This window comes from Lentzea sp. NPDC051838 (genome assembly GCF_040681245.1).
GTDB lineage: Bacteria > Actinomycetota > Actinomycetes > Mycobacteriales > Pseudonocardiaceae > Lentzea.
On the sequence record NZ_JBFAYI010000006.1, the window covers coordinates 49,079 to 69,319 of the forward strand.

Sequence of the window (20,241 nt, forward strand, 5' to 3'; positions counted from 1 at the left end):
GTGCTGCTGAAGACGCTGCAGGAGTACGCGGCGCGCGCCCAGCCGGCGGCGCACGTCGAAGAAGCGGGTGGCTGGTGGCTGCGGCACTCCCCCGGCGACGCCTGGTGGGTGAGCGCGGTGTTACCCCACGATCGCGAGGACCGGGTCGAACGCGCCGAAGAGTTCTGCGCGGAGCACGGGTCCGGGGCGCGGTTCCAGATCACGCCGGGCGTGTGCGCGGACGACCTCGACGTGCGGCTCGACGGCCGCGGCTACGAGCGCGGTCACGACATGTCGTTGCAGATCGCCTCGACCGCGGAGGTCATCAGGCACGCCCGCGCGGACGCCGGAGAGGTGAGCACGCGGCCGACCGACGAGTGGCTGGCGGCGTGGCAGGCGGTGACCACACGCGATGTGAGCGCCGAACGCGACCTGCTCAGCCGGGTGGAGCACCCGAGCGCCTACGCGTACACCGAGGTGGACGGGCAGGTCGTGGCGGTGGGACGCGCGGTGGCCGAGCAGGGTTGGGCGGGCGTGTTCGGAATGGCGACGTTGCCGCACGCACGGGGTCAGGGCGCCGCACGGTCCGTGCTTGCCGCCTTAGCTTCATGGGCGGCCGCGCGCGAGGCCAACCACCTCTACCTGCAGATGGAGAAGGCGAACACCGCGGCGTTCCGGCTGTACGAACGCACTGGGTTCCGCGAGGTCTGCACCTATCACTACCGGATCCGCGCGTAACCAATCACGAATCGAGAAGCACGGGCCGCGTCGCGGAGTTAGGTTCTGCGGCATGACGCATGAGGCCGACACCCACGATCTGATCCGCGTGCAGGGCGCGCGCGTGAACAACCTGAAAGACGTCGACGTCGAGATCCCGAAGCGCCGCCTGACGGTGTTCACCGGCGTCTCCGGCTCCGGCAAGAGCTCGCTGGTGTTCGGCACGATCGCCGCCGAGTCACAGCGGCTGATCAACGAGACCTACAGCGCGTTCATCCAGGGCTTCATGCCGACGCTGCCGCGGCCCGAGGTGTACCTGCTGGAGGGCATCACCACGGCGATCCTGGTCGACCAGCAGCGGATGGGCGCCGACCCGCGCTCGACGGTCGGCACCGCGACTGACGTGAACGCGATGCTGCGGATCCTGTTCAGCAGACTCGGCGCGCCGCACATCGGCGGCCCGCAGGCGTTCTCGTTCAACGTCGCCTCGATCTCCGGCGCGGGTGCCGTGGTGATCGAGAAGGCCGGGCAGAAGGTCAAGGAGCGGCGCGAGTTCTCCATCACCGGCGGCATGTGCCCGAAGTGCGAGGGCCGCGGGCAGGTCTCGGACATCGACATGACCGAGGTGTACGACGAGTCGAAGTCGATCCTCGAGGGCGCGATCAAGGTGCCCGGCTACAACGTCGACAACCAGTGGACCGTGCAGACGTTCGCGCAGTCCGGTTTCCTCGACCCGGCCAAGCCGATCCGCAAGTACACCAAGAAGGAACTGTTCGACTTCCTGTACAAGGACCCGGTCAAGATCAAGGTCAACGGCATCAACCTGACCTACGAAGGCCTGATCCCCAAGCTGCAGAAGTCGATGCTGTCGAAGGACCGCGAGGCGCTGCAGCCGCACATCCGCGCGTTCGTGGACCGCGCGGCGACGTTCGGGACGTGTCCTGAGTGCGGCGGCACGCGGCTCACCGAGGCCGCCAGGTCGTCCAAGATCAAGGGTGTGTCGATCGCGGACCTGTGCGACATGCAGATCAGCGATCTCGCCGACTGGATGCGCGGCCTGAAGGACAAGTCCGTCGCGCCGCTGGTCGACAAGCTCGTGCACACGCTGGACTCGTTCGTCGAGATCGGTCTCGGTTACCTGTCGCTGAACCGTCCTGCCGGGACGTTGTCCGGTGGTGAGGCGCAGCGGGTGAAGATGATCCGGCACCTCGGCTCGGCGCTGACCGACGTGACGTACGTGTTCGACGAGCCCACGATCGGGCTGCACCCGCACGACATCGAGCGCATGAACAACCTGCTGCTCCGCTTGCGGGACAAGGGGAACACCGTGCTCGTGGTCGAGCACAAGCCGGAGACGATCGCGATCGCGGACCACATCGTCGACCTCGGGCCCGGCGCCGGGCGCAACGGCGGCACGATCTGCTTCGAGGGATCGCTGGCCGGGTTGCGCAAGAGCGACACGGTGACCGGACGACACCTGGACGACCGCGCCAAGCTGAAGTCGGACGTGCGCTCGAAGACCGGTGTCCTGGAGATTCGCGGCGCTTCCAAGAACAACCTGCGCGACGTCGACGTCGACATCCCGCTGGGCGTGCTGACCGTGGTCACGGGTGTGGCGGGCTCGGGCAAGTCGTCGCTGATCCACCAGTCGATGCCGAAGGACTCCGGCGCGATCGTCGTCGACCAGACGCCGATCAAGGGCTCGCGGCGGTCCAACCCCGCGACCTACACCGGGCTGCTGGAGCCGATTCGCAAGGCGTTCGCCAAGGCCAACGGCGTGAAGCCCGCCCTGTTCAGCGCGAACTCCGAGGGTGCGTGCCCGAACTGCAACGGCGCCGGCGTGGTGTTCACCGACCTCGGCATCATGGCCACGATCGAGTCGCCGTGCGACGTGTGTGAGGGCAAGCGGTTCGACCAGGCGGTGCTGGAGTTCAAGTTCGGCGGCAAGGACATCTCCGAGGTGCTGGAGATGCCGGTGTCCGAGGCGGTCGAGTTCTTCGGCTCCGGTGACGCGAAAACCCCTGCGGCGCACGCGATTCTGGCGCGGCTGGCCGACGTCGGTCTGGGCTATCTCTCGTTGGGGCAGCCGCTGACCACGCTGTCCGGCGGTGAGCGGCAGCGGTTGAAGCTCGCCACGCACATGGCGGACAAGGGCGGCGTCTACGTCCTCGACGAGCCGACCACGGGTCTGCACCTGGCGGACGTCGAGCAGCTGCTCGGGTTGCTGGACCGGCTGGTCGACTCGGGCAAGTCCGTGATCGTGATCGAGCACCACCAGGCCGTGATGGCGCACGCCGACTGGATCATCGACCTCGGTCCCGGCGCCGGGCACGACGGCGGCAAGATCGTGTTCGAGGGCACGCCGGCCGACCTGGTGGCCGACCGGTCGACGTTGACCGGCGAGCACCTGGCGGACTACGTGGGCGCCCCGGCTCGTCGGAAGAAGCGCTGATCGGGTACCAAGTACGGCATGGAGATCACGGCGTTCCTGGATCGCAGGCTCACCCGCAGGTTCGAGACCTACGACAGCGACCAGGACGGGTACATCCAGCGCTCGGACTTCGAGCAGGCCGGATCGCGGACCATCGCGGCGTTCGGCCTGCGCGAGGAGGACCTGCGGGCGAAGCGGCTGCACGAGCACCTGCTGGGCGTCTGGGACCACCTCTCCGCCGTGACGGACACGAACGACGACGGCCGGATCAGCCTCGCCGAGTACAAGCAGGCGTTCGCGCTGAGGCTGATCGGTCGGCCGGAGTCGTTCGACGACAGCTACCTGCCGTTCCTGGACTCGTTGATGGCCGTCGCCGACTCGGACGGCGACGGCCACCTCGGCGTGGACGAGTACGTGCGGTGGAGCGGGGCGCTGGTGAACCTGCCCGCGTCCCACGCCCGTACCGCCCACGCGAGGATCGACCGCGACGGTGACGGCCTGGTCAGCCACGACGAGCTGCTGGCCGCCATCCGCGGTTTCTACTTCTCCGAGGACCCGAACGGGCCGGGCGCCTGGTTGTTCGGTCCCCTGGACTGAAACGAGAAGTCGCCGCGCACCCGTGCGTCCACTTTGGTCGGCAGGGTGATCCGGCCTGCGTCGACCAGGCGTTTCAGCACCGGTCGGCTCAGGCCGAACCCTCGGGTGAGCAGCTTTTCGAGGCGGATCGGCACCGGTAGTTCGAACCGGACGAACACCTCCAGTTCCGCGGCGTTGTCGATGTCGTAGAACGGCAGGTCCGTCTCCAGCTCCCACGTGCCGGTCCAGTCGAGCTTTCGCTGGGCGTGGACCAGTTCGCGCACGATCGCCGCGTCGTTGTCCTCGAACCGCACGAGTCGTGCGTGGTTGAGCGCGGAGACGTGAACCCGTTCGTGCACAGGGATTTTCGACGTGCGGTCGCACCGCTCGCAGCCGATCAGCAGCCAGACGTCGAGCTGCTTCCCGTTGGCGTTGACGCGAACCTTGCCCGTCGCGTGATGGCGGGTGTGCCCGCAGTCCACGCAGGTCTTGACGATGGCGGGCAGTCCGAGCTCGCGGACGACCCAGAGCGACTTGTTTTCGGCATGGCGAAGAGAACTCATGTGATTCGGTGATTCCCCAGGAGTCAGTGGCGTGCGGAAGAAACCCGGACCCTCTGCACGGGTGCGGGTTGGCTGCTCACTGGGTCAGGACCACATGGGCGTCACGATGGCCGACCGGGCCGCCGCCGCGCAACGCATTTTCCCCGTATAGAACGCGGTGAACCCCGTCACCGCTCGCGCCGTACTACCTACCTAGAGCCCAGTCGGAAAGCGACGATCGGGGAGTTCACGTGATTGTTGAAGATCGTGTCAGTGTCCTCAGCGCGGTGGCTGTCGTCCGGGCGGACGGTGAGTATCGCCTGGTGGCGAACCGCCCGATTCGGTCAGGCGAGCTGCTGTTCACCATCGAGGGCGAGCTGACCACGGCCCCCGACCAGGTACACCGTGCAGGTCGGCCGCGAGACACACGTCGACGTACCGCGCGAATACGACTTCGAGGCAATCCTCGACCGTTTCTACTGGCGCTTCATGAACCACAGCTGCGATCCGACCGTTTTCGTCCGGCAGCATGCGGTGATGGCCCTCAAACCAGTCGATATCGGACAGGACATCACCTTCAATTACAACACCACGGAATTCGACATGGCGGAGCCGTTCGCCTGCAGGTGCGGCAGCGGCCGGTGCACCGGCCGCGTCCAGGGCTTCCGGCACCTGCCCGGTGAGGAGCGCCGGCGGCTGAAGCCGTGGCTGGCGGCCCACCTGGCGACGGCCGCGCGGTGACCGCCACCGTCCGGTCCCCCGCTGTCTCGCTCGTCGACTTCTTCGACAGTGCGGCTCAGCAATGGCCGGACGCCGTCGCCGTGGACGTCCCTCCTGCCGATGGCCGTCCACAGCGCAGCTCGGTCACGTATTCGGAGCTGCTGCACAAGTCGAGTGCCGTGGCTCGTGCACTGGACATGATGGTCGGGCCCGGGCACGTCGTCTCGATCATGCTGCCCCGCACGTCCGTCGCTTTGTACGTGTCGCAGCTGGCGGTTCTGCGGGCCAGGTCCGCACATGTGTGCCTGGATCCCGGGTTCCCGGACGACCAGGTCGAGTTCATCCTGGCCGACTCCGGTGCTCCGGTGCTGATCACCGACGCGGACGGCGCCGAGCGGGTGGCCAGGATCGGCTACGACGGCGCCGTGGTGCGGATCGACGGTCCGACCGCGGCGGTACCCGTCGACGACGCCCCGGCCGCACCAGAGGGTCTGGCCTACCTGATCTACACCTCTGGCACCACCGGCAAGCCGAAAGGCGTGATGGTCGGGCACGGCGGCATCGCCAACCTGATCAGCTCCGACCTGATGGAGTTCGGCCTCGGGCCCGGTGACCGGATCGCGCAGGGCTCCTCAGCCGCGTACGACTCGTCGATCGAGGAGACGTGGATGGCGCTGGCGTCCGGCGCGACCGTGGTGGTGATGGACGACGAGACGGTGCGGCTCGGCCCGGACGTGGTGGCGTGGCTGCGTGACGAGCGGGTCACCGTGTTCTGCCCGCCGCCGACGTTGTTGCGCGCGGCGGCGTGTGTCGATCCGCAGACCGAACTGCCCGACCTGCGGCTGCTGTACGTGGGCGGTGAGGCGTTGCCTGACGACGTTGCCGAGCTGTGGTCACGCGGGCGGCGGATGGTCAACGGCTACGGCCCGACCGAGTGCACCGTCACCTGCCTGCGCCACGACATCGTTGCGGGGCAACCGATCGCCATCGGCAGACCGGTGCCGGGCGCGCAGGCGTGGGTGCTCGACGACCAGCTCAAGCCCGTTTCTCCGGGGGAGCAGGGCGAACTGTGCATGTCCGGCAGCGGGCTCGCGATCGGCTATCTCAACCAGCCGGAGCTGACCGCGTCGAAGTTCCCCGACCACCCGCTGGCGGGCCGGATCTACCGGACCGGCGACCTCGTGCACGCCGAGCCGGACGGGACTTTGTTCTACCACGGGCGAATCGACTCGCAGGTCAAGGTGCGCGGGTACCGGATCGAGCTGGAGGCGATCGAGACGTGCCTGGCGCGCTGTGACGGCGTGCGCGAGGCGGCCTGCCGCGTCCAGGGTGAAGGTGCGGCCCAGGCGATCGCGGCCCATCTCGTCGTGGAGGATCCTTCGCGCCCGCCTCAGGTGGAGGCTCTTCGCAGCCGGCTGCGGGCGGAGCTTCCGTCCTACATGGTGCCCGCGCTGTTCGGCCTGATCGACGATCTGCCGCGCAGTGCGGGCGGCAAACTGCGCCGTGCCGACCTGCCGGCGCTCACGCTGCCCCGTTCTCGTGCTGCCGCAACGAAGATGGATCCCGTCGAGACCGTGATCGCACTCGCGGTCGGTGAGGTCTTCAGCCTGCCCGGAGTGGCTCTGCAGGACGACTTCTTCGACGACCTCGGTGGCACGTCGTTGCAGGCGGCGATTCTCATCTCCAAGCTCCGCGCGAACGCCGTCACCGCGGCCATCACCGTCCGGGACGTCTACGAGGCGCGCACCGTCACCGGGTTGGCGCGGCGGGTGAATCCTCTGGCGGCACAGCAGTCCGCGCCCACGCCCGAGGTGGCTTCTTCCCGGGACGCGGCCGCGGTGACGTTGGAGCAGTCCTGGTGGTTGTTGCTGGAAGTGCTGCTGCTCGCACCGCTGGCTTACCTGGTCGCGTTCCGGTTGCTGCCGTGGCTCGCCGGGCTGGTCAGCCTGCCGGGCCTGGTGCTGATGCTGCCTTTGGTTCTCGTGCTGCTGCGCCTCGGCTGGATGCCGCTCTCCGTCGCGATCGCCGTGCGGGTGAAGAAGGTCGTGATCGGCCGCTACCAGCCCGGGCAGGTGTCGGCGTGGGGTGATCTACGCGTGCGCATGTGGATCGTGCAGCACGTCGTGCGGTTGGTTCCGTGGCGGAGCATTGCCGGGACGGAGTTCCAGTGCATGGCGTTGCGTGCGCTCGGTGCCCGGATCGGGCAGCGCGTGCACATCCACCGCGGGGTCAACCTGACGCAGGGCGGCTGGGATCTGCTCGACATCGGCGACGACGTGACGCTCGGCCAGGACGCGCACCTCGGGCTCGTTCAGTTCGAGCACGGACAGGTCGTCGTCGGGCCGGTCAGGGTCGGTTCCGGTGCCACGATGGACACCCGAGCGAGTCTCGGCCCCGGTTCCCGGATGGGGCGCGACTCCTGGCTCACCGCGCTGTCGTCGCTGCCCGCCGGATCGTGCATTCCGGACAGCGAGATGTGGGACGGCGTGCCCGCCCGCCTGGTGGGTCCGGCGCCGCGACCGCCGTTGCCTGCGCAAGGAGGGAGCTTCTTCGCGCCGGTGCTGCACGGCGTCGCGATGATGATGTCTCGAGCGCTGCTCGCGTGGGTTCTGGCCCTTCCCGCCACGGTCCTGATGCTCGGAGTGGTCTTGTTCTACGGGCTCACGTTCGACTCGCTGCTGGTCGTGCTCACGAACCCGTTGTCCTACCTGCCTTTCCTCGGTGTGGTCGCGGTATTGGCCTGTCTGTCGCTGATGGGCACGGTCGCTTTGGAGGCTGTGGCAGCGCGGGCGCTCGGAGCCGTGACGGAGAAGGTCATCAGCCGGTGGAGCCCCGAGTACATCCGGATCTGGTTGAAGAGCGGGCTGGTCGACTCGGCCGGGAAGTGGCTGTCCGGCGGGCTGTACTGGCCTACCTGGCTGCGCTGGGCCGGCATGGACGTGGGGCGCGGCTGCGAGATCAGCACGATCATCGACGTCGTTCCTGAGCTCATCCACATCGGACCGGACACGTTCTTCGCCGACGGCATCTACCTGGGCGGCCCTCGAATCCACCAGGGCGCGGTGACGCTGTCAGAAGTCCACCTCGGCTCCGGGACGTTCCTGGGCAACCACGCGGTCATCGCGGGCGGGCAACGGCTGCCCGACGACATCCTCATCGGGATCAGCACGGTGGCCGACGACAGGGTCGTGCGGCCGGGCAGCTCGTGGTTCGGGCATCTGGCTTTCGAGCTGCCGCAACGGGAAATCGTGCAGGTCGACCGTTCGTTGACGCACGAGCCGTCGCTGGTGCGGCGGATCAACCGGCTGTTCTGGGAGTGGCTGCGGTTCACGTTGCCCGTGGCCCCGCTGGCCGTGATGACCGCCTGGTTCTGGGGAATCTCTCTGGCCTCGGCCTTGCCGTCGGTGATCTTCCTGACGGTCGGCGTCGCGGCGGTCACGTTGGGCGCGGCGCTGCTGCCGTGCCTGATCGTGCTGGCGATGAAGTGGGCGTTGCTGGGCAAGGTTCGACCCGGCATCCACCCGCTGTGGTCGTGCTGGTGCAGCCGGTGGGACTTCCTCTACGTCGCCTGGGGTGTCATCGCGAGCGGGGTGCTCTCTGCGTTGGAAGGCACGCTCTTGCTGGCGGTCTACCTGCGCCGCACGGGCATGAAGATCGGCCGGAACGTCCTGCTGGGCGACGGTTTCGCGCAGGTCGTCGACCCGGACATGCTCCAGTTCGACGACGGTGCCACGGTGAACGCGATGTTCCAGGCGCACACCTTCGAGGACCGCGTGCTGAAGATCGACCGGGTCGTGGTGGGCGCGCAGTCGACGTTGGCCCACGGCACGGTTCCGTTGTACGGCGCTGTGGTCGGTGAGGGCGCCTACGCCGCGGCCCACAGCGTCGTGATGAAGCACGAACACCTGCTGCCGCACACGCGCTACGAAGGCGCCCCGACCCGTGCCTCTTCGTGAGTCAGAACCGCTGCTCGATCTCCTTGATCGCGGCCGCCGCGAGCTCCGCCGCTGCCGTGCGCGGGTTCGGAGCGTCGACGATCTTCGCGACGAGCTTGCGCATGTTCGTGCCGATCTTCGCGAACGCCGACTCCGCGGTGGCCTCGACGTCGCCGAACAGCGTCCACCACCACCAGGAGTTCGTAGCGGAGTTCGCGACGACGTCCGGGATGACCAGCGCGTCGATGATCTCCTCGGCTTCCTTCGTCACCGGCATGTTCGCGGCTTCGACGATCAGCTTGGCCTTGACGCTGTGCGCGTTGTCCTTGTGGATCGCGTAGCTCGTGGCGGCCGGGACCAGCACGTCCGCCTCGACGTCGAGCCACTTGTCGCGGTCGAGCTGGACATCTCCTTCGCGCAACTTGCTGCGGTCGATGCCGCCGTGCGCGTCTCGGGTGAGGAGAAGGGTTTCCACATCAAGACCATCAGGGTTGGCTACTACCCCGTGGACATCCGCGAGTCCGACGATCTTGACGCCCGCCTTGGCGAGGTAGCGTGCCGTGGCGCCGCCCATGGAGCCGAAGCCCTGGATCATCGCCGTGGGGTTGTGGAGGTTCAGTCGTTCGATACCGGCGAGTGCGGCCTCGGCGACGCCGTAGCCGCCGACGAGCTCGTCCAGGCTGACGCCGTCGACGTCGACCGCGAAGGCGTCCGCAAGGCGTCGGCGGGCCTTCTCCTCGTCGTCCAGCAGCGGGTAGACGGCCTGGATCGACGACTGCAGGCCGATCTTCTCGATCGCGGTGTCGATCGTGGACTGCCGGAGCCCGAGGTCCTCCCCCATCGTCCAGAACCGTTCGATGTAGGGCGACATGGCGAACAGGTAGGCCGTGAGAACCTCTTCGGCCCTGGGGTCGTAGGGGTCGAAGTCGATGCCGCCCTTGGCGCCGCCCAGCGGCACGTAGCGCGCCTCGGGGTCGTAGTTGAGGGCTTCCTTGGCGGTCATCCCCTCGGCCAGTCCGCGCACCTCGTCGAGGGTGCAGCCGTGGCGCATGCGCAGACCACCGCTGCTGACGCCTCGGACAAGTCGATCAATGACGAGGTAGCCGCGCGCGCCGGTTGCCGGGTCGGTCCACGTGACCTGGAGATAACTCATCGAACACACCTCTTGACTTCAACGTATGACCGCGGTCACATGGTCCGTCCCGAATAACTGACTGACGACTCAGTTAACCATCTGGAGGGCCCGTGAGCGAGGTACAGCCTCTCAGCGGCAACTGGCTCAGCGAACGAACGCACCTGCGCAAGTCACTCCGCCGGGTGGACGTGACGTTCTACCTGCTCTGCACCCTCGTCGGCCTGGACACGATCGGCAGCGTCGCCGCCAACGGGCCCCAGGGCCTCGTCTGGATGGTGATCCTGGCGGTGGTGTTCTTCCTGCCGTACGGGTTCCTGACCACCGAGCTGGGCACGGCGTTCCCCGTCGAGGGCGGGCCCTACGTGTGGACCAAGCTGGCGTTCGGCCGGATGGCGGCCGGCGTGAACCAGGTGCTCTACTGGCTGTCCAATCCACTGTGGATGGGCGGCACGCTGGCGATCATCGCGGTGACGACGTTCGAGAAGTTCTTCGTCGATCTGGGCATGGTCGGCAAGCACGTCGCGGGGCTGGCGTTCATCTGGATCGGAGTTCTTGCTGTCGCCGCGTCATTGCGGATCGGCAAATGGGTGCCGATCGCCGGCGCGTTCGCGCGCATCGTGCTGCTGGGCTTCTTCACGCTGTCGGTCGTGGTCTACGCGGTGAAGAACGGCGTGCAACCGTTGTCCGGCGGCGATTTCGTGCCGACGTGGGCCGGTTTCGTCGCTCTGGTGCCCGTGCTGATCTTCAACTACGTCGGGTTCGAGCTGCCCTCGACCGCGACGGAGGAGATGACCGATCCGCAGAAGACCGTGCCGTTCGCGATCCTGCGGGCGGGCATCGCGTCGTTCCTGCTGTACGGCGGGCCGATTCTCGGGATTCTGCTGGTGGTTCCCGCCTCTCAGATCCAGGGGCTGGGCGGGTTCATCGACGCCGCCAAGCAGGTCATGACAGTGTACGGCGGGTCGGTTGCTCCCGATGGCACCGTGACTTTGACGGGCGCGGGCGCGGTTCTGGGCACTGTGTGCGCCGCCGGGTTGATCATCGGCGTGCTCACGTCCGGCGTCTCGTGGGCGATCGGCGCGCACCGGGCGCAGGCGGTGGCGTGCGCTGATGGCGCCGGACCTGCTTATCTGGGGCGGCTTTCGGCTCGCTATGGCACGCCGTTGCGGGTGAACGTCCTTTCCGGACTGCTGGCGTCCGTCGTGCTGGTGACGGCGTTGAACCTGACGGGCGGCAACTCCGAGAAGTACTTCACCGCCGGGCTCGCGCTGGTGATCTCGACGACGTTCATCAGCTACCTGCTGACGTTCCCGTCGATGCTGGTGCTGCGGCGTCGGTTGCCTGATGCTCCTCGGCCGTTCCGCGCGCCTTTCGCTGTGCTGACAACGGTTCTGACGACCGGGCTGGTCGCTTTCACCGTGGTCGTGCTGATCTGGCCGTTGGAGCTGCCGTCGGCGTTCGAGGGTGAGCGGACCGCCTACACGTTGTCGCAGGTCGTTCCGTTGCTGATCGTCGTCGGCATCGGGTTCCTGTTCTACGCGCTGGGTGCCCCTACGCGGGCGTTGGACCGGGAGCTTGAGGGAGATTTCATTTCTTCGCCTTCATGAGGAACTCCGCGTTGCTCCCGGTCTTGCGCAGGCTGTCGAGAAGCACGTCGATCTCGCGGTCTGCCATGGCCCGGCGCATCGCGTCCGTGATGGCCAGTTCCTGTTCGGAGACCAGCAGTTCCGCCTTGCGGGTGCTGGACTGGTGGAGGTCGATCGCGGGGTAGACCCTCTTCTGGGCTGCCTTGCGGTCGAGCTTCAGCTCGGCGTTTCCGGTGCTCTTCAGCTCCTCGAAGATCACCGTGTCGGCCAGCGAGCCGGTCTCGACCAGCGCCGTGGCGAAGATCGTGAGTGAGCCGCCTTCCTCGATGTTGCGGGCAGCGCCGAGGAACTGCTTGGGCGGCGTGAGCGCACCGGAGTCGATGCCACCGCTGAGGATGCGGCCGCCGTTGGGCGCCGCGAGGTTGTAGGCGCGGCCGAGGCGCGTGAGGGAGTCGAGCAGGATCACGACGTCCTGGCCGTCCTCGACGAGGCGCTTGGCCCGTTCCACGGCCAGCTCAGCCACTCGGACGTGCTCTTTGGGGTGTTCGTCGAACGTCGAGGTGAACATCTCGCCGGGGATCGTGGCGCGCATGTCCGTGACCTCTTCCGGCCGTTCGCCGACCAGGGTGACGATCAGGTGGACTTCGGGGTTGTTCTTCGCGATCGCCTGCGCGATCTGCTGCAGCACGATCGTCTTGCCGGCCTTGGGAGGCGCCACGATGAGCGCCCGCTGCCCCTTGCCAACGGGCATGACCAGATCGATCGTCCTGCTGGTCAGCTCGAACGGGTCGTGCTCGAGCCGCAGCCTTTCGTTCGGGTAGAGCGGCGTCAGGGTCTCGAACCTGGGCCTTTTGTGCGGCTTGCGCCCGTTGACGGTGTCGACGCTGACCAGCTTGTTGTCCTCCGTTTCGCCGGAGATCTGGTCACCTCGCCTCAGGTCGTGTTGCTTGACGAGGTTTTGCGGTACGACTGGACCGTCGACGAGGAAGGCCTTGTTGTTTCGGATGTCGAGTACACCGATGTGCATGGTGACTGTCCTTTCGGGAGGGTTTGGCTGTGTTGGTGGTGGGGATCGATTTCGGCACCCTGTCGGCGCGGGCCGTGGTGGTCCGCGTCTCGGACGGGGCCGAGCTGGGCAGCGCTTCGGTCGAGTACGCCCACGGCGTGCTGGAACCCGAGCCGCAGTGGGCACTTCAGGTGCCTTCCGACTACCTGGATGCCTTGCGAGCCGTGCCTTTGGCGTTGCGCGAGGCCGGCGCGTCCCCCTCGGACGTGATCGGCATCGGCACCGACTTCACCGCCAGCACCGTGCTTCCGGTGCTGGAGGACGGCACTCCACTTCAGTCCTCGTCCCCGCACGCCCTGGCGAAACTCTGGCGCCACCACGCGGCTTCTTCGCAGGCCGCGCGCTTCAACGCCGTTTTCGCTTCGGAGCCGTGGATGGAGATGTACGGAGGACTGACCTCAGCGGAGTGGGAGTTCCCCAAAGCGCTGCAGGTGCTCGAAGAGGCACCTGATGTCTACGCCCAGATGAGATTCTGGGTGGAAGCCGCGGACTGGATCGTCTGGCAGCTGACCGGAACCTATGTGCGCAACGCGTGCACCGCCGGTTACAAGGGACTGTACCAGTCCGGCTACCCGTCGCCACAGCTTTTGGCTTCGCTGCACCCGGATTTCGGTTCCTTCGCAGCTCAGAAGCTCGACACGCCGATCGTGCCGTTGGGCACACGGGTAGGCGGCCTGTCCGCTCGCGGCGCGTCCTTGACCGGTTTGCTGCCAGGCACGCCCGTCGCGTGCGGGGTGATCGACGCGCACGCCACCGTTGCTGCTGCTGGAGCTGCCTCGCCCGGCCAGTTGGTGGCCGTGATGGGCACCTCGACCTGCCACATGATGGTGGGTTCTTCGCTGCGTCCCGTACCGGGCATGTGCGGCGTCGTGGACGGCGGCATCGTGCCTGGCCACTGGGGCTACGAGGCGGGCCAGAGCGGCGCAGGTTCGATCCTCGCCTGGTACGTGGAACACCAGGTGCCCGGTTCTTATTCCGCTGCCGCTGCTGCCGAGGGAATCTCCGTCCACACCCTGCTGTCCCGTCTCGGCGATGGCCTTGCGGTCGGCTCGCACGGCCTAGTGGCTTTGGACTGGCACGATGGCAACCGCTCGGTGCTGGTGGACCACGCCTTGTCCGGTGTGGTGGTGGGCCAGACCCTCGCCACTCGCGCGGAAGATGTGTACCGCGCCCTGATGGAAGCCACCGCGTTCGGCACCCGCACGATCGTCACGGCGTTCCGTTCCGCAGGCCTGCCAGTCGAGTCGTTCGTCGCTGCCGGCGGCCTGACCCAGAACCCGGTGCTCATGCAGATCTACGCCGACGTCCTGGGCATGCCGGTCTCGCTGATCGGCTCCTCGGAAGGCGCCGCCCTGGGCGCCGCGATCCACGGCGCGGTCGCCTGCGGTGCCTACTCTTCTCTGGGTGAGGCCTCCGCCGCGATGGGATCAGTGCGGCGCGACGTCTACATCCCAGATCCTGCAAGGGTTTCCTTGTACACCCGCCTGTACGCCGAATACGTGACGCTGCACGACTACTTCGGCCGCGGCGGCAACTCCGTGATGCACCGCCTGCGGGTCAAGCCAGCTCCCTGAGCACCGCCTGCGCCAGCTCCTGCGGACTCCGCCCGTCCCGGGAGTAGTCCCTGGTCTCGCGGCGCCCCCAGCCCTTGCGCAAGATCACCTGGAAGCGCTCCGGATCCTCCGCGTGCGCACCGGCCCAAGAGATCTTCGGTGCCCCGATCATCACCAGGCGCGCGGCCGCGAGAACCGGCGTCTCCCACTCTCGCCCCTCGGCGACGCGCGCGATCTCGCGGTCGTACGCCTCAGCGTCGAACACCGCGTCCCTCGGCATCGGAACCTCGTACGACCACGTCCACCGCACCGTGCCCGCCTCGCGCACGATCGTGACATCCGTGCGCCCACACCCGTCAATGCCGCAGTCACAGGTGGCGATGACGAACGTGTGCGGCTTCTCCGTAGCCACAAAAGCCTTGTCCTGCACCAGAACCTCGACCGGATCCCGGCCCATGCCCGCACCCACCGACGTCCTCTCGACGTCGTTGACGTGCACGAGCACCTGGAGCCCGAGCATCTCCGCGGGCGCGATCTCCAGCCGGAGAGTGTCGTTCATGCCGCCATGATGACCGGCTTGCCGCTCCGGCGCCCGCAGTTTTCAGCTGCACCGCTTCCACGCCAGCCGGAACGTCGTGCTGACGCTGGAATCCGTCGAGTCCATCGTCATGAAGCTGGTGTCCCGTCCCTTACCGGTCACCTTCAGCTCAGCCTCGATGGTCAACGGCTTCTTGTCCTTGCACGGCCCGTGAGCCACCCCGTCCGGAACGTCGGTCACCTGCCAGTTGTCACTCATCGGCCCCTGATAGGTACGAGTGCTGTGCCGCGTAGGGAACCCCGGGAAGTGGTAACTGTTGCGCTCAGTGCCCTTCGCGCCCTCGGTGAGGTTCGCGAACCCGCGATAGTCCGTCGCGGCGATCCCGTACGCATACCCGGCCGTGTGGTTGAGCTTGAGCTCGATCGTGCAGCTCTTCTTGGCCTCAGATCCCTTTGCCTGCACCAAGAAGTCGCTGTACGTCACCGTGAACGCCTCGTTGTCCTCGGACATCGCCACGTTCGTCGTCCCCTGCGGACATCCCGAACCTGCCACGCTCACCACCTCGACGGTGACCGGTCCAGGTGGGACAACTGCCACAGCCACCAACGCCATCGCCGCCGCCAGCATCGAGGCCTCCTCACATCGTTGTGGGAGAACCTATCGAGCCCCGCAATCCCGCAAACGGCGCTCAGGCACCCGCCAAGTCGCCTACGACGTGGAGGACCGTTGGGCGGTCCGCGGTGAACGCCTTGCGCAGCGCCGCGGCGAACTTGTCCTCGTCGTCGAGGGTCAGGCCGTGGCAGTTGAGGCCCTTGGCGACGCGCGCGAAGTCGATGCCCGGGAGGTTCACGCCGTGGACGGGTTCGCTGCGGTCCGCCATCTCGCGGCGAATCTCGCCGTACCCGCCGTTGTCGCAGATGATCACGGGGAGCGCGAGGCGTTCCTGGGCCGCGGTGGCCAGTTCGGGGAGGGTGAACATCACGCCACCGTCGCCGTGCAGCGCTACTACCTGGCGGTCTGGGGCTCCCATTTTGGCGCCGATGGCCGCGGGGAGACCGTAGCCCAGGGTGCCGAAGCCGGTGGGGTACAGGAAACTGGCTGGGGCTTCCAGCGGGAGGTTGGACAAAGTGCCGTAGTAGCAGGCCATTGCGCTGTCCGCGGCGATGATGGCGCCGGGGGCCAGGACTTCCTGCATGGCTTCGACGAGCGGAAGCCAAGGGGCGCCTTGGGTTCTGGCGTGTTTGCGGAAGAGCTTCTGCCAGCGTTCGGCGCGTTTCACCGCGTCCGGGCTAGCTTTTCCCTTGCCCAGGCGTTGGTTCAACGCCATCACAGTCGCGTGGGCGTCGCCTACCAGGCGGTAGTCCGGGAGGGCGTTGGTGATCATCTGGGCCGGGTCGACGTCGATGCGGATCAGGTCGCCGGGGAACTTCAGCGGGCCGTTCCAGAGGTCGGTGGAGGCCAGTTCGGTGCCGATGGCGAGGACTACGTCGCATTCGGCGATGAACTCGGCTACGGCTTTGTGGTGCAGGCCCGCGCCTATGGAGAGGTGGTGGCGTTCGGAGACGGTGCCTTTGCCGTTGGCGGTGGCGACCACTGGGGCGCCCAGGCGTTCGGCGAGGGCGGTGATCTCTTCGGCCGCACCGCGAGCGCCGCCGCCGATGATCAAACCTGGGCACAAAGCGGCGTTGAGGCGGCCTGCTGCTGCGGCGATCGTTACTGCGTCGGCCGGTGGGTGGGCGACGATGACCGGGGCCACTTCGCTGACTTTTTCGACGGCGTCGATGAGGTCTAGCGGGATCTCCAGGTGGGCTGGGCGGGGGCGGCCGGAGGTCATGTGCGCGAAGGCTTGTGCCACGGCCAGCGGGATTTCGGCGACGCTGTGGACGCGGTTCGAGTAGCCGATTACGGCTTCGAGGGCGGCGCTCAGGTGGCGGGCTTCGTGGAGGGTGCCGTTGCCTCGGCCTGGGTGGCGCAGGGGCATGCCTGGGGAGATCAGCAGGACCGGCACGGAGTCCGAGTAGGCCTGGGTCACGGCGGTCATGGCGTTGAGCACGGCCGGGCCGCTCGTGGTGAGGCAGATTCCCGGTTTGCCGGTGACTCGGGCGTAGCCGTCGGCGGCGAAACCGGCGCCCTGCTCGTGGCGGGGCGTGACGTGTTTGACGTCGTGGTCGGCCAGGGCTCGGTAGATGCCCAGGTTGTGGGTGCCGGGGATGCCGAACACCAGCTCGGTGCCGTGCGCGACGAGTGCGCGCACCAGGGCGTCACCCCCGCTGATGCGAGGAACGGTCATGCTCATGCCACGCGTTGTCCGCTCGTGTCGTTCAACCTGTCCCCCGAAGGGATGATCAGCGCGTCGACGGCCAGCACGCCGTCAGGCCCCACGCGCACGGGGTTCAGCTCGATCTCGGCCAGGTCCGGTCTGGCCACGAGCGTCTCCGAGATCTGGGCGATCACCTGGGCCAACGCCGCCACGTCCACCGCCGGGGCGCCGCGCCAGCCTGACAGGAGCGGAGCGGAGACGAGGCGTGCCAGCATTTCCCTTGCTGTGGCGGGAGTCACGGGCGCGAGCTCGATCGCGGTGTCCTTGAACAACTCTGCGTGAACGCCGCCCGCGCCGACGAGGATCACTGGGCCGAACGAGTGATCGCGTTTGGCGCCGATGATCAGCTCGATGGCGTCGGAGCGGGTGTCCATCTCCTCCAGGACGTAGGTGCCCGGGCCGAGTCTGGACTCCATCTCCTCGAATGCCGCAGCAGGGTCGGTGAGGTTGATCCGAACGCCGCCGTGCTCGCTCTTGTGGGCCAGCCAGTCGGCTTTGAGGGCGTACGGGCCTCGCAACGTCGTGGCCCTGGCCTCGGCGGCGCACGTCACCGGATGCGCCTCGGGGAACTTCACGAAGTGAAGCAGCTCGCGGGCGGCGAGGTAGCCGGGCTGGTACCGCACCGCGCTCGTTGCTTGCGGCTCAACGCTTTGGATGCTCGTCCCCAACCGGGTCGCGTGCCCGAGGGCAGCCACCGCGCGCTCGATCGTGTGCTGCACCGGCACTCCACCAGCGCGCAACGCCCGCACCGCCGCAGAGTCAGCGCACATGCTGTGCACGGAGATCAGAACGCCGGTTTCCCTTGCCAGGGAACAGATAGCAGCAGCAACCGACACCTCGCGCGACTCGAGCGACGGCGTGTCCGCCCCGTAGCTGCCGAAGTACCCGGACAACACGACGGTGTCGACCTCTCCCCCGCGTGCCAGAGCCGAGACCGCGCGGGTGTAGTTCTCCATGTCCTGCTCCCCCGCCCCGGCGAGGTCGAGAGGATTCCGCCCGGAAGACAGAGCGGGCACCGAAAGCCCTGCCGCCACAGCGAGATCCGCCGCGATCGCACCCTGCCCACCCGAGTCGGAGATGATCCCGACCCGACGCCCGCGCGGCGCCCCCGACTTCAAGACGGAGGCCAGGTCCACCAGAGCGGCAGGCGTCAGAACCCGCACCGCACCGGCCCGTCGGCAAGCCGCGTCCACAACGTCCATTGAGGACGTAAGCGCACCGGTGTGCGACAGAGCAGCTTCCTGTGCGGCAGAAGAGGAACCGACCGTCAGCAGAACAACGGGCTTCCCCGCGGCGCGCAACGCGGACATCGCCGCCACGATCCCCGGCCCGAAGCTCTCCAGGTACACCCCGACAACCGTGGTCATGTCGTGGGAAACCAAGTCCAGCAACGCCTCGGCAGCCGTCACGTCAGCCTGGTTGCCGACCGACACGAACCGCGACACCCCCAGACCCGAAGCCGCGAGCCCGGCGATCTCCAACCCGATCTGCCCGCTCTGCGACACCACTCCCAAAGAACCGGGCTGGAACTGCCCCCACGCGAGGTGCAACGACGTCGCCGCGTCGAACACCCCCAGACAGTTCGGCCCGAGCAACCGGGCCCCGGCCTCACGAATCCGCCCTATCACCCGCTCGTCGATACCCGACGTGATGCCGACAAACCCGCGCACCCCAACGGCCAGAGCCTCGTCCACCACAGCAGGAACGTGCGCGGCCGGCACCGCCAGCACGACGAGTTCAGGCGCCTCAGCCAGTTCCGACAACGACCGCACGGTCGGATGCGACAGAACCGAGCCACCACTGCGGTTCACGAGGTGCACAGCACGACGAGCAATGCCGCTCAACGCACCGCGCGCCAGCCAGTGCCCCCACTTGGCGGGGTCGTCGCTGGCACCTACGACCGCGACGGACGCGGGGTCGGAGAAGATCATCTCGCACCCAGGCCGCGGGAGATGATCAGACGCTGGATGTCCGACGTGCCTTCCTCGATCTCCTCGAGCTTGGCGTCCCGCATCCACCGCTCGACCGGGTACTCGCGCGAGTAGCCGTAGCCGCCCAGCGTCTGCACCGCCGCGTGCGTGCACCACATGGCGTTCTCGGAGCCGACGAGCTTGGCCATCGCGGACTCCTGCGCCACGGCCACACCCTCGTCGTACAGGGAAGCAGCGCGCACGGTCAGCAGGTGCGAGGTGTCGACGCGCGTGGCCATGTCCGCGAGCCGGAACGCCACCGCCTGGTGCTGGATGATCGGCACGCCGAACTGCTGCCGTTCCCGCGCGTAGGAAGAAGCGAAGTCCAGCGCCGCCCGAGCCAGACCCGTGGTGGCGGCGCCGATCAGGATGCGCGACGCGTCGAACGTCCGCATCAGGCTGGCGAACCCCTGACCTTCGTCGCCGAGCCGGTTCTCGACGGGCACCCGCACGTCGTCGAGGAACACCTCGGCGTTGACGATCGCGCGCTGCCCCATCTTCTGGAACGGCGCCCCGACCTTCAGCCCCTCCGAGGAACGCGGCACCACGAACGCCGTGACACCACGCGACCGCAACGACGGATCCACGGTAGCGAAGATCACGAACGTCGAGGCGTAGGGAGCGTTGGAGATCCAGGTCTTCTGTCCGTTGAGGACGTACGAGTCCCCGTCCCGCCGCGCCGACGTCTGGATGCTCGCCGCGTCCGACCCGCTGCCGGGCTCGGTGACGGCGACGGCGGTCAGCGGCGGCAGCGAGGTCCCGAGTGGACTGAGGAAGCGTTCCTGCTGCTCAGGCGTGCCGAGGTGCTCGATCGGCGCGCTGAAGAAGCCGTTGGACGTGATCAGGTTGCCGATGCCGATGTCACCGTGGCACAGCTCCTGCTGGACGAGCACCTGGGTGAGCAGGTCGGTGACGCCACCGCCGCCGAACTTCTCCGGGATCATGAACGACGTCAGCCCGAGCTGCGACGCCTTCTCCCACACGTCGAGCGGCGACTCGGTGTCGGCCTCGTCGACGGCGCGGCCCCGCGGACGGATCTCCCTCGCGGCGAAGTCACGGGCCAGCTCGACGAACTGCTCCTGCTCGGCCGTGAGCCGCAGGCCGTCTCTGACGGTCCGCCCCATCTCGCACTCCTAAATTGACTGACGAATCAGTTATTCACGATCCATCGGG

At 67.6% G+C, this 20,241-nt stretch carries 14 protein-coding genes and 1 pseudogene; 7 read left to right on the forward strand and 8 right to left on the reverse strand.

The window, feature by feature from the left end:
* Genes AB0M24_RS16325 through AB0M24_RS16335 form a run of 3 tightly spaced genes read left to right on the forward strand, consistent with a single transcriptional unit; the run spans position 1 to position 3,724 of the window.
* Complete coding sequence (locus AB0M24_RS16325) at positions 1–717, forward strand: GNAT family N-acetyltransferase (protein ID WP_363767287.1); 717 nt, start codon at positions 1–3, stop codon at positions 715–717.
* A 52-nt stretch (positions 718–769) separates the two neighbouring features.
* On the forward strand, positions 770–3,148 hold the full coding sequence (locus tag AB0M24_RS16330; protein WP_363767290.1) for an excinuclease ABC subunit UvrA: 2,379 nt from the start codon (positions 770–772) through the stop codon (positions 3,146–3,148).
* Between the two features lie 18 nt (positions 3,149–3,166).
* Entirely contained in the window at positions 3,167–3,724 is a 558-nt protein-coding gene (locus tag AB0M24_RS16335; RefSeq protein ID WP_363767293.1) for an EF-hand domain-containing protein, read from the forward strand.
* On the opposite strand, the gene AB0M24_RS16340 is transcribed toward AB0M24_RS16335, so the two are convergent.
* Positions 3,667–4,266: a DUF1062 domain-containing protein gene (locus tag AB0M24_RS16340; RefSeq protein ID WP_363767296.1), complete on the reverse strand. Its 600-nt coding sequence runs from the start codon at positions 4,264–4,266 to the stop codon at positions 3,667–3,669. The genes AB0M24_RS16335 and AB0M24_RS16340 overlap by 58 nt on opposite strands.
* Before the next feature lie 384 nt (positions 4,267–4,650).
* On the opposite strand from AB0M24_RS16340, the gene AB0M24_RS16345 reads away from it, so the two are divergent.
* Together AB0M24_RS16345 and AB0M24_RS16350 are read left to right on the forward strand one after the other, a co-directional pair.
* Complete coding sequence (locus AB0M24_RS16345; RefSeq protein ID WP_363767299.1) at positions 4,651–4,986, forward strand: SET domain-containing protein-lysine N-methyltransferase; 336 nt, start codon at positions 4,651–4,653, stop codon at positions 4,984–4,986.
* Positions 4,983–8,921 (forward strand): amino acid adenylation domain-containing protein, encoded by a 3,939-nt coding sequence (locus tag AB0M24_RS16350; protein WP_363767302.1) that lies wholly within the window; start codon positions 4,983–4,985, stop codon positions 8,919–8,921. The genes AB0M24_RS16345 and AB0M24_RS16350 overlap by 4 nt, the downstream gene beginning before the upstream one ends.
* 1 nt (position 8,922) lies before the next feature.
* Here AB0M24_RS16350 and AB0M24_RS16355 read toward each other — a convergent pair whose 3' ends face one another.
* Positions 8,923–10,053 carry a Glu/Leu/Phe/Val dehydrogenase dimerization domain-containing protein gene (locus tag AB0M24_RS16355; RefSeq protein WP_363767305.1) on the reverse strand — a complete coding sequence of 377 codons (1,131 nt, stop codon included), beginning with the start codon at positions 10,051–10,053 and terminating at the stop codon, positions 8,923–8,925.
* Positions 10,054–10,145: 92 nt separating this feature from the next.
* Between AB0M24_RS16355 and AB0M24_RS16360 the strand changes: the two genes are divergently transcribed.
* Positions 10,146–11,642 (forward strand): APC family permease, encoded by a 1,497-nt coding sequence (locus AB0M24_RS16360; RefSeq protein WP_363767308.1) that lies wholly within the window; start codon positions 10,146–10,148, stop codon positions 11,640–11,642.
* Here the strand turns inward: AB0M24_RS16360 and rho are convergent.
* A pseudogene (rho, locus tag AB0M24_RS16365) lies at positions 11,623–12,654 on the reverse strand (transcription termination factor Rho); the annotation flags it as partial. The gene AB0M24_RS16360 and the pseudogene rho overlap by 20 nt on opposite strands.
* 23 nt (positions 12,655–12,677) lie before the next feature.
* Here rho and AB0M24_RS16370 point away from each other — a divergent pair.
* The gene (locus AB0M24_RS16370) at positions 12,678–14,261 is read left to right on the forward strand and encodes a ribulokinase (RefSeq protein ID WP_363767311.1); all 1,584 of its coding nucleotides are present in this window, start codon (positions 12,678–12,680) and stop codon (positions 14,259–14,261) included.
* Here AB0M24_RS16370 and AB0M24_RS16375 read toward each other — a convergent pair.
* From AB0M24_RS16375 to AB0M24_RS16395, 5 genes are all read right to left on the reverse strand, one after another.
* Positions 14,245–14,799 carry a hypothetical protein gene (locus AB0M24_RS16375; RefSeq protein ID WP_363767314.1) on the reverse strand — a complete coding sequence of 185 codons (555 nt, stop codon included), beginning with the start codon at positions 14,797–14,799 and terminating at the stop codon, positions 14,245–14,247. The genes AB0M24_RS16370 and AB0M24_RS16375 overlap by 17 nt on opposite strands.
* Before the next feature lie 42 nt (positions 14,800–14,841).
* Positions 14,842–15,405: a DUF4360 domain-containing protein gene (locus AB0M24_RS16380; protein WP_363767317.1), complete on the reverse strand. Its 564-nt coding sequence runs from the start codon at positions 15,403–15,405 to the stop codon at positions 14,842–14,844.
* Between the two features lie 61 nt (positions 15,406–15,466).
* The gene (locus AB0M24_RS16385) at positions 15,467–17,074 is read right to left on the reverse strand and encodes a 5-guanidino-2-oxopentanoate decarboxylase (protein ID WP_363767320.1); all 1,608 of its coding nucleotides are present in this window, start codon (positions 17,072–17,074) and stop codon (positions 15,467–15,469) included.
* A complete protein-coding gene (locus AB0M24_RS16390; protein ID WP_363767323.1) occupies positions 17,071–19,029 on the reverse strand; it encodes an acetate--CoA ligase family protein in 1,959 nt (652 codons plus the stop codon). Before AB0M24_RS16390 ends, AB0M24_RS16385 begins: the two co-directional genes overlap by 4 nt.
* The gene (locus AB0M24_RS16395; protein WP_363767326.1) at positions 19,026–20,192 is read right to left on the reverse strand and encodes an acyl-CoA dehydrogenase family protein; all 1,167 of its coding nucleotides are present in this window, start codon (positions 20,190–20,192) and stop codon (positions 19,026–19,028) included. Before AB0M24_RS16395 ends, AB0M24_RS16390 begins: the two co-directional genes overlap by 4 nt.
* Between the last annotated feature and the right edge of the window lie 49 nt (positions 20,193–20,241).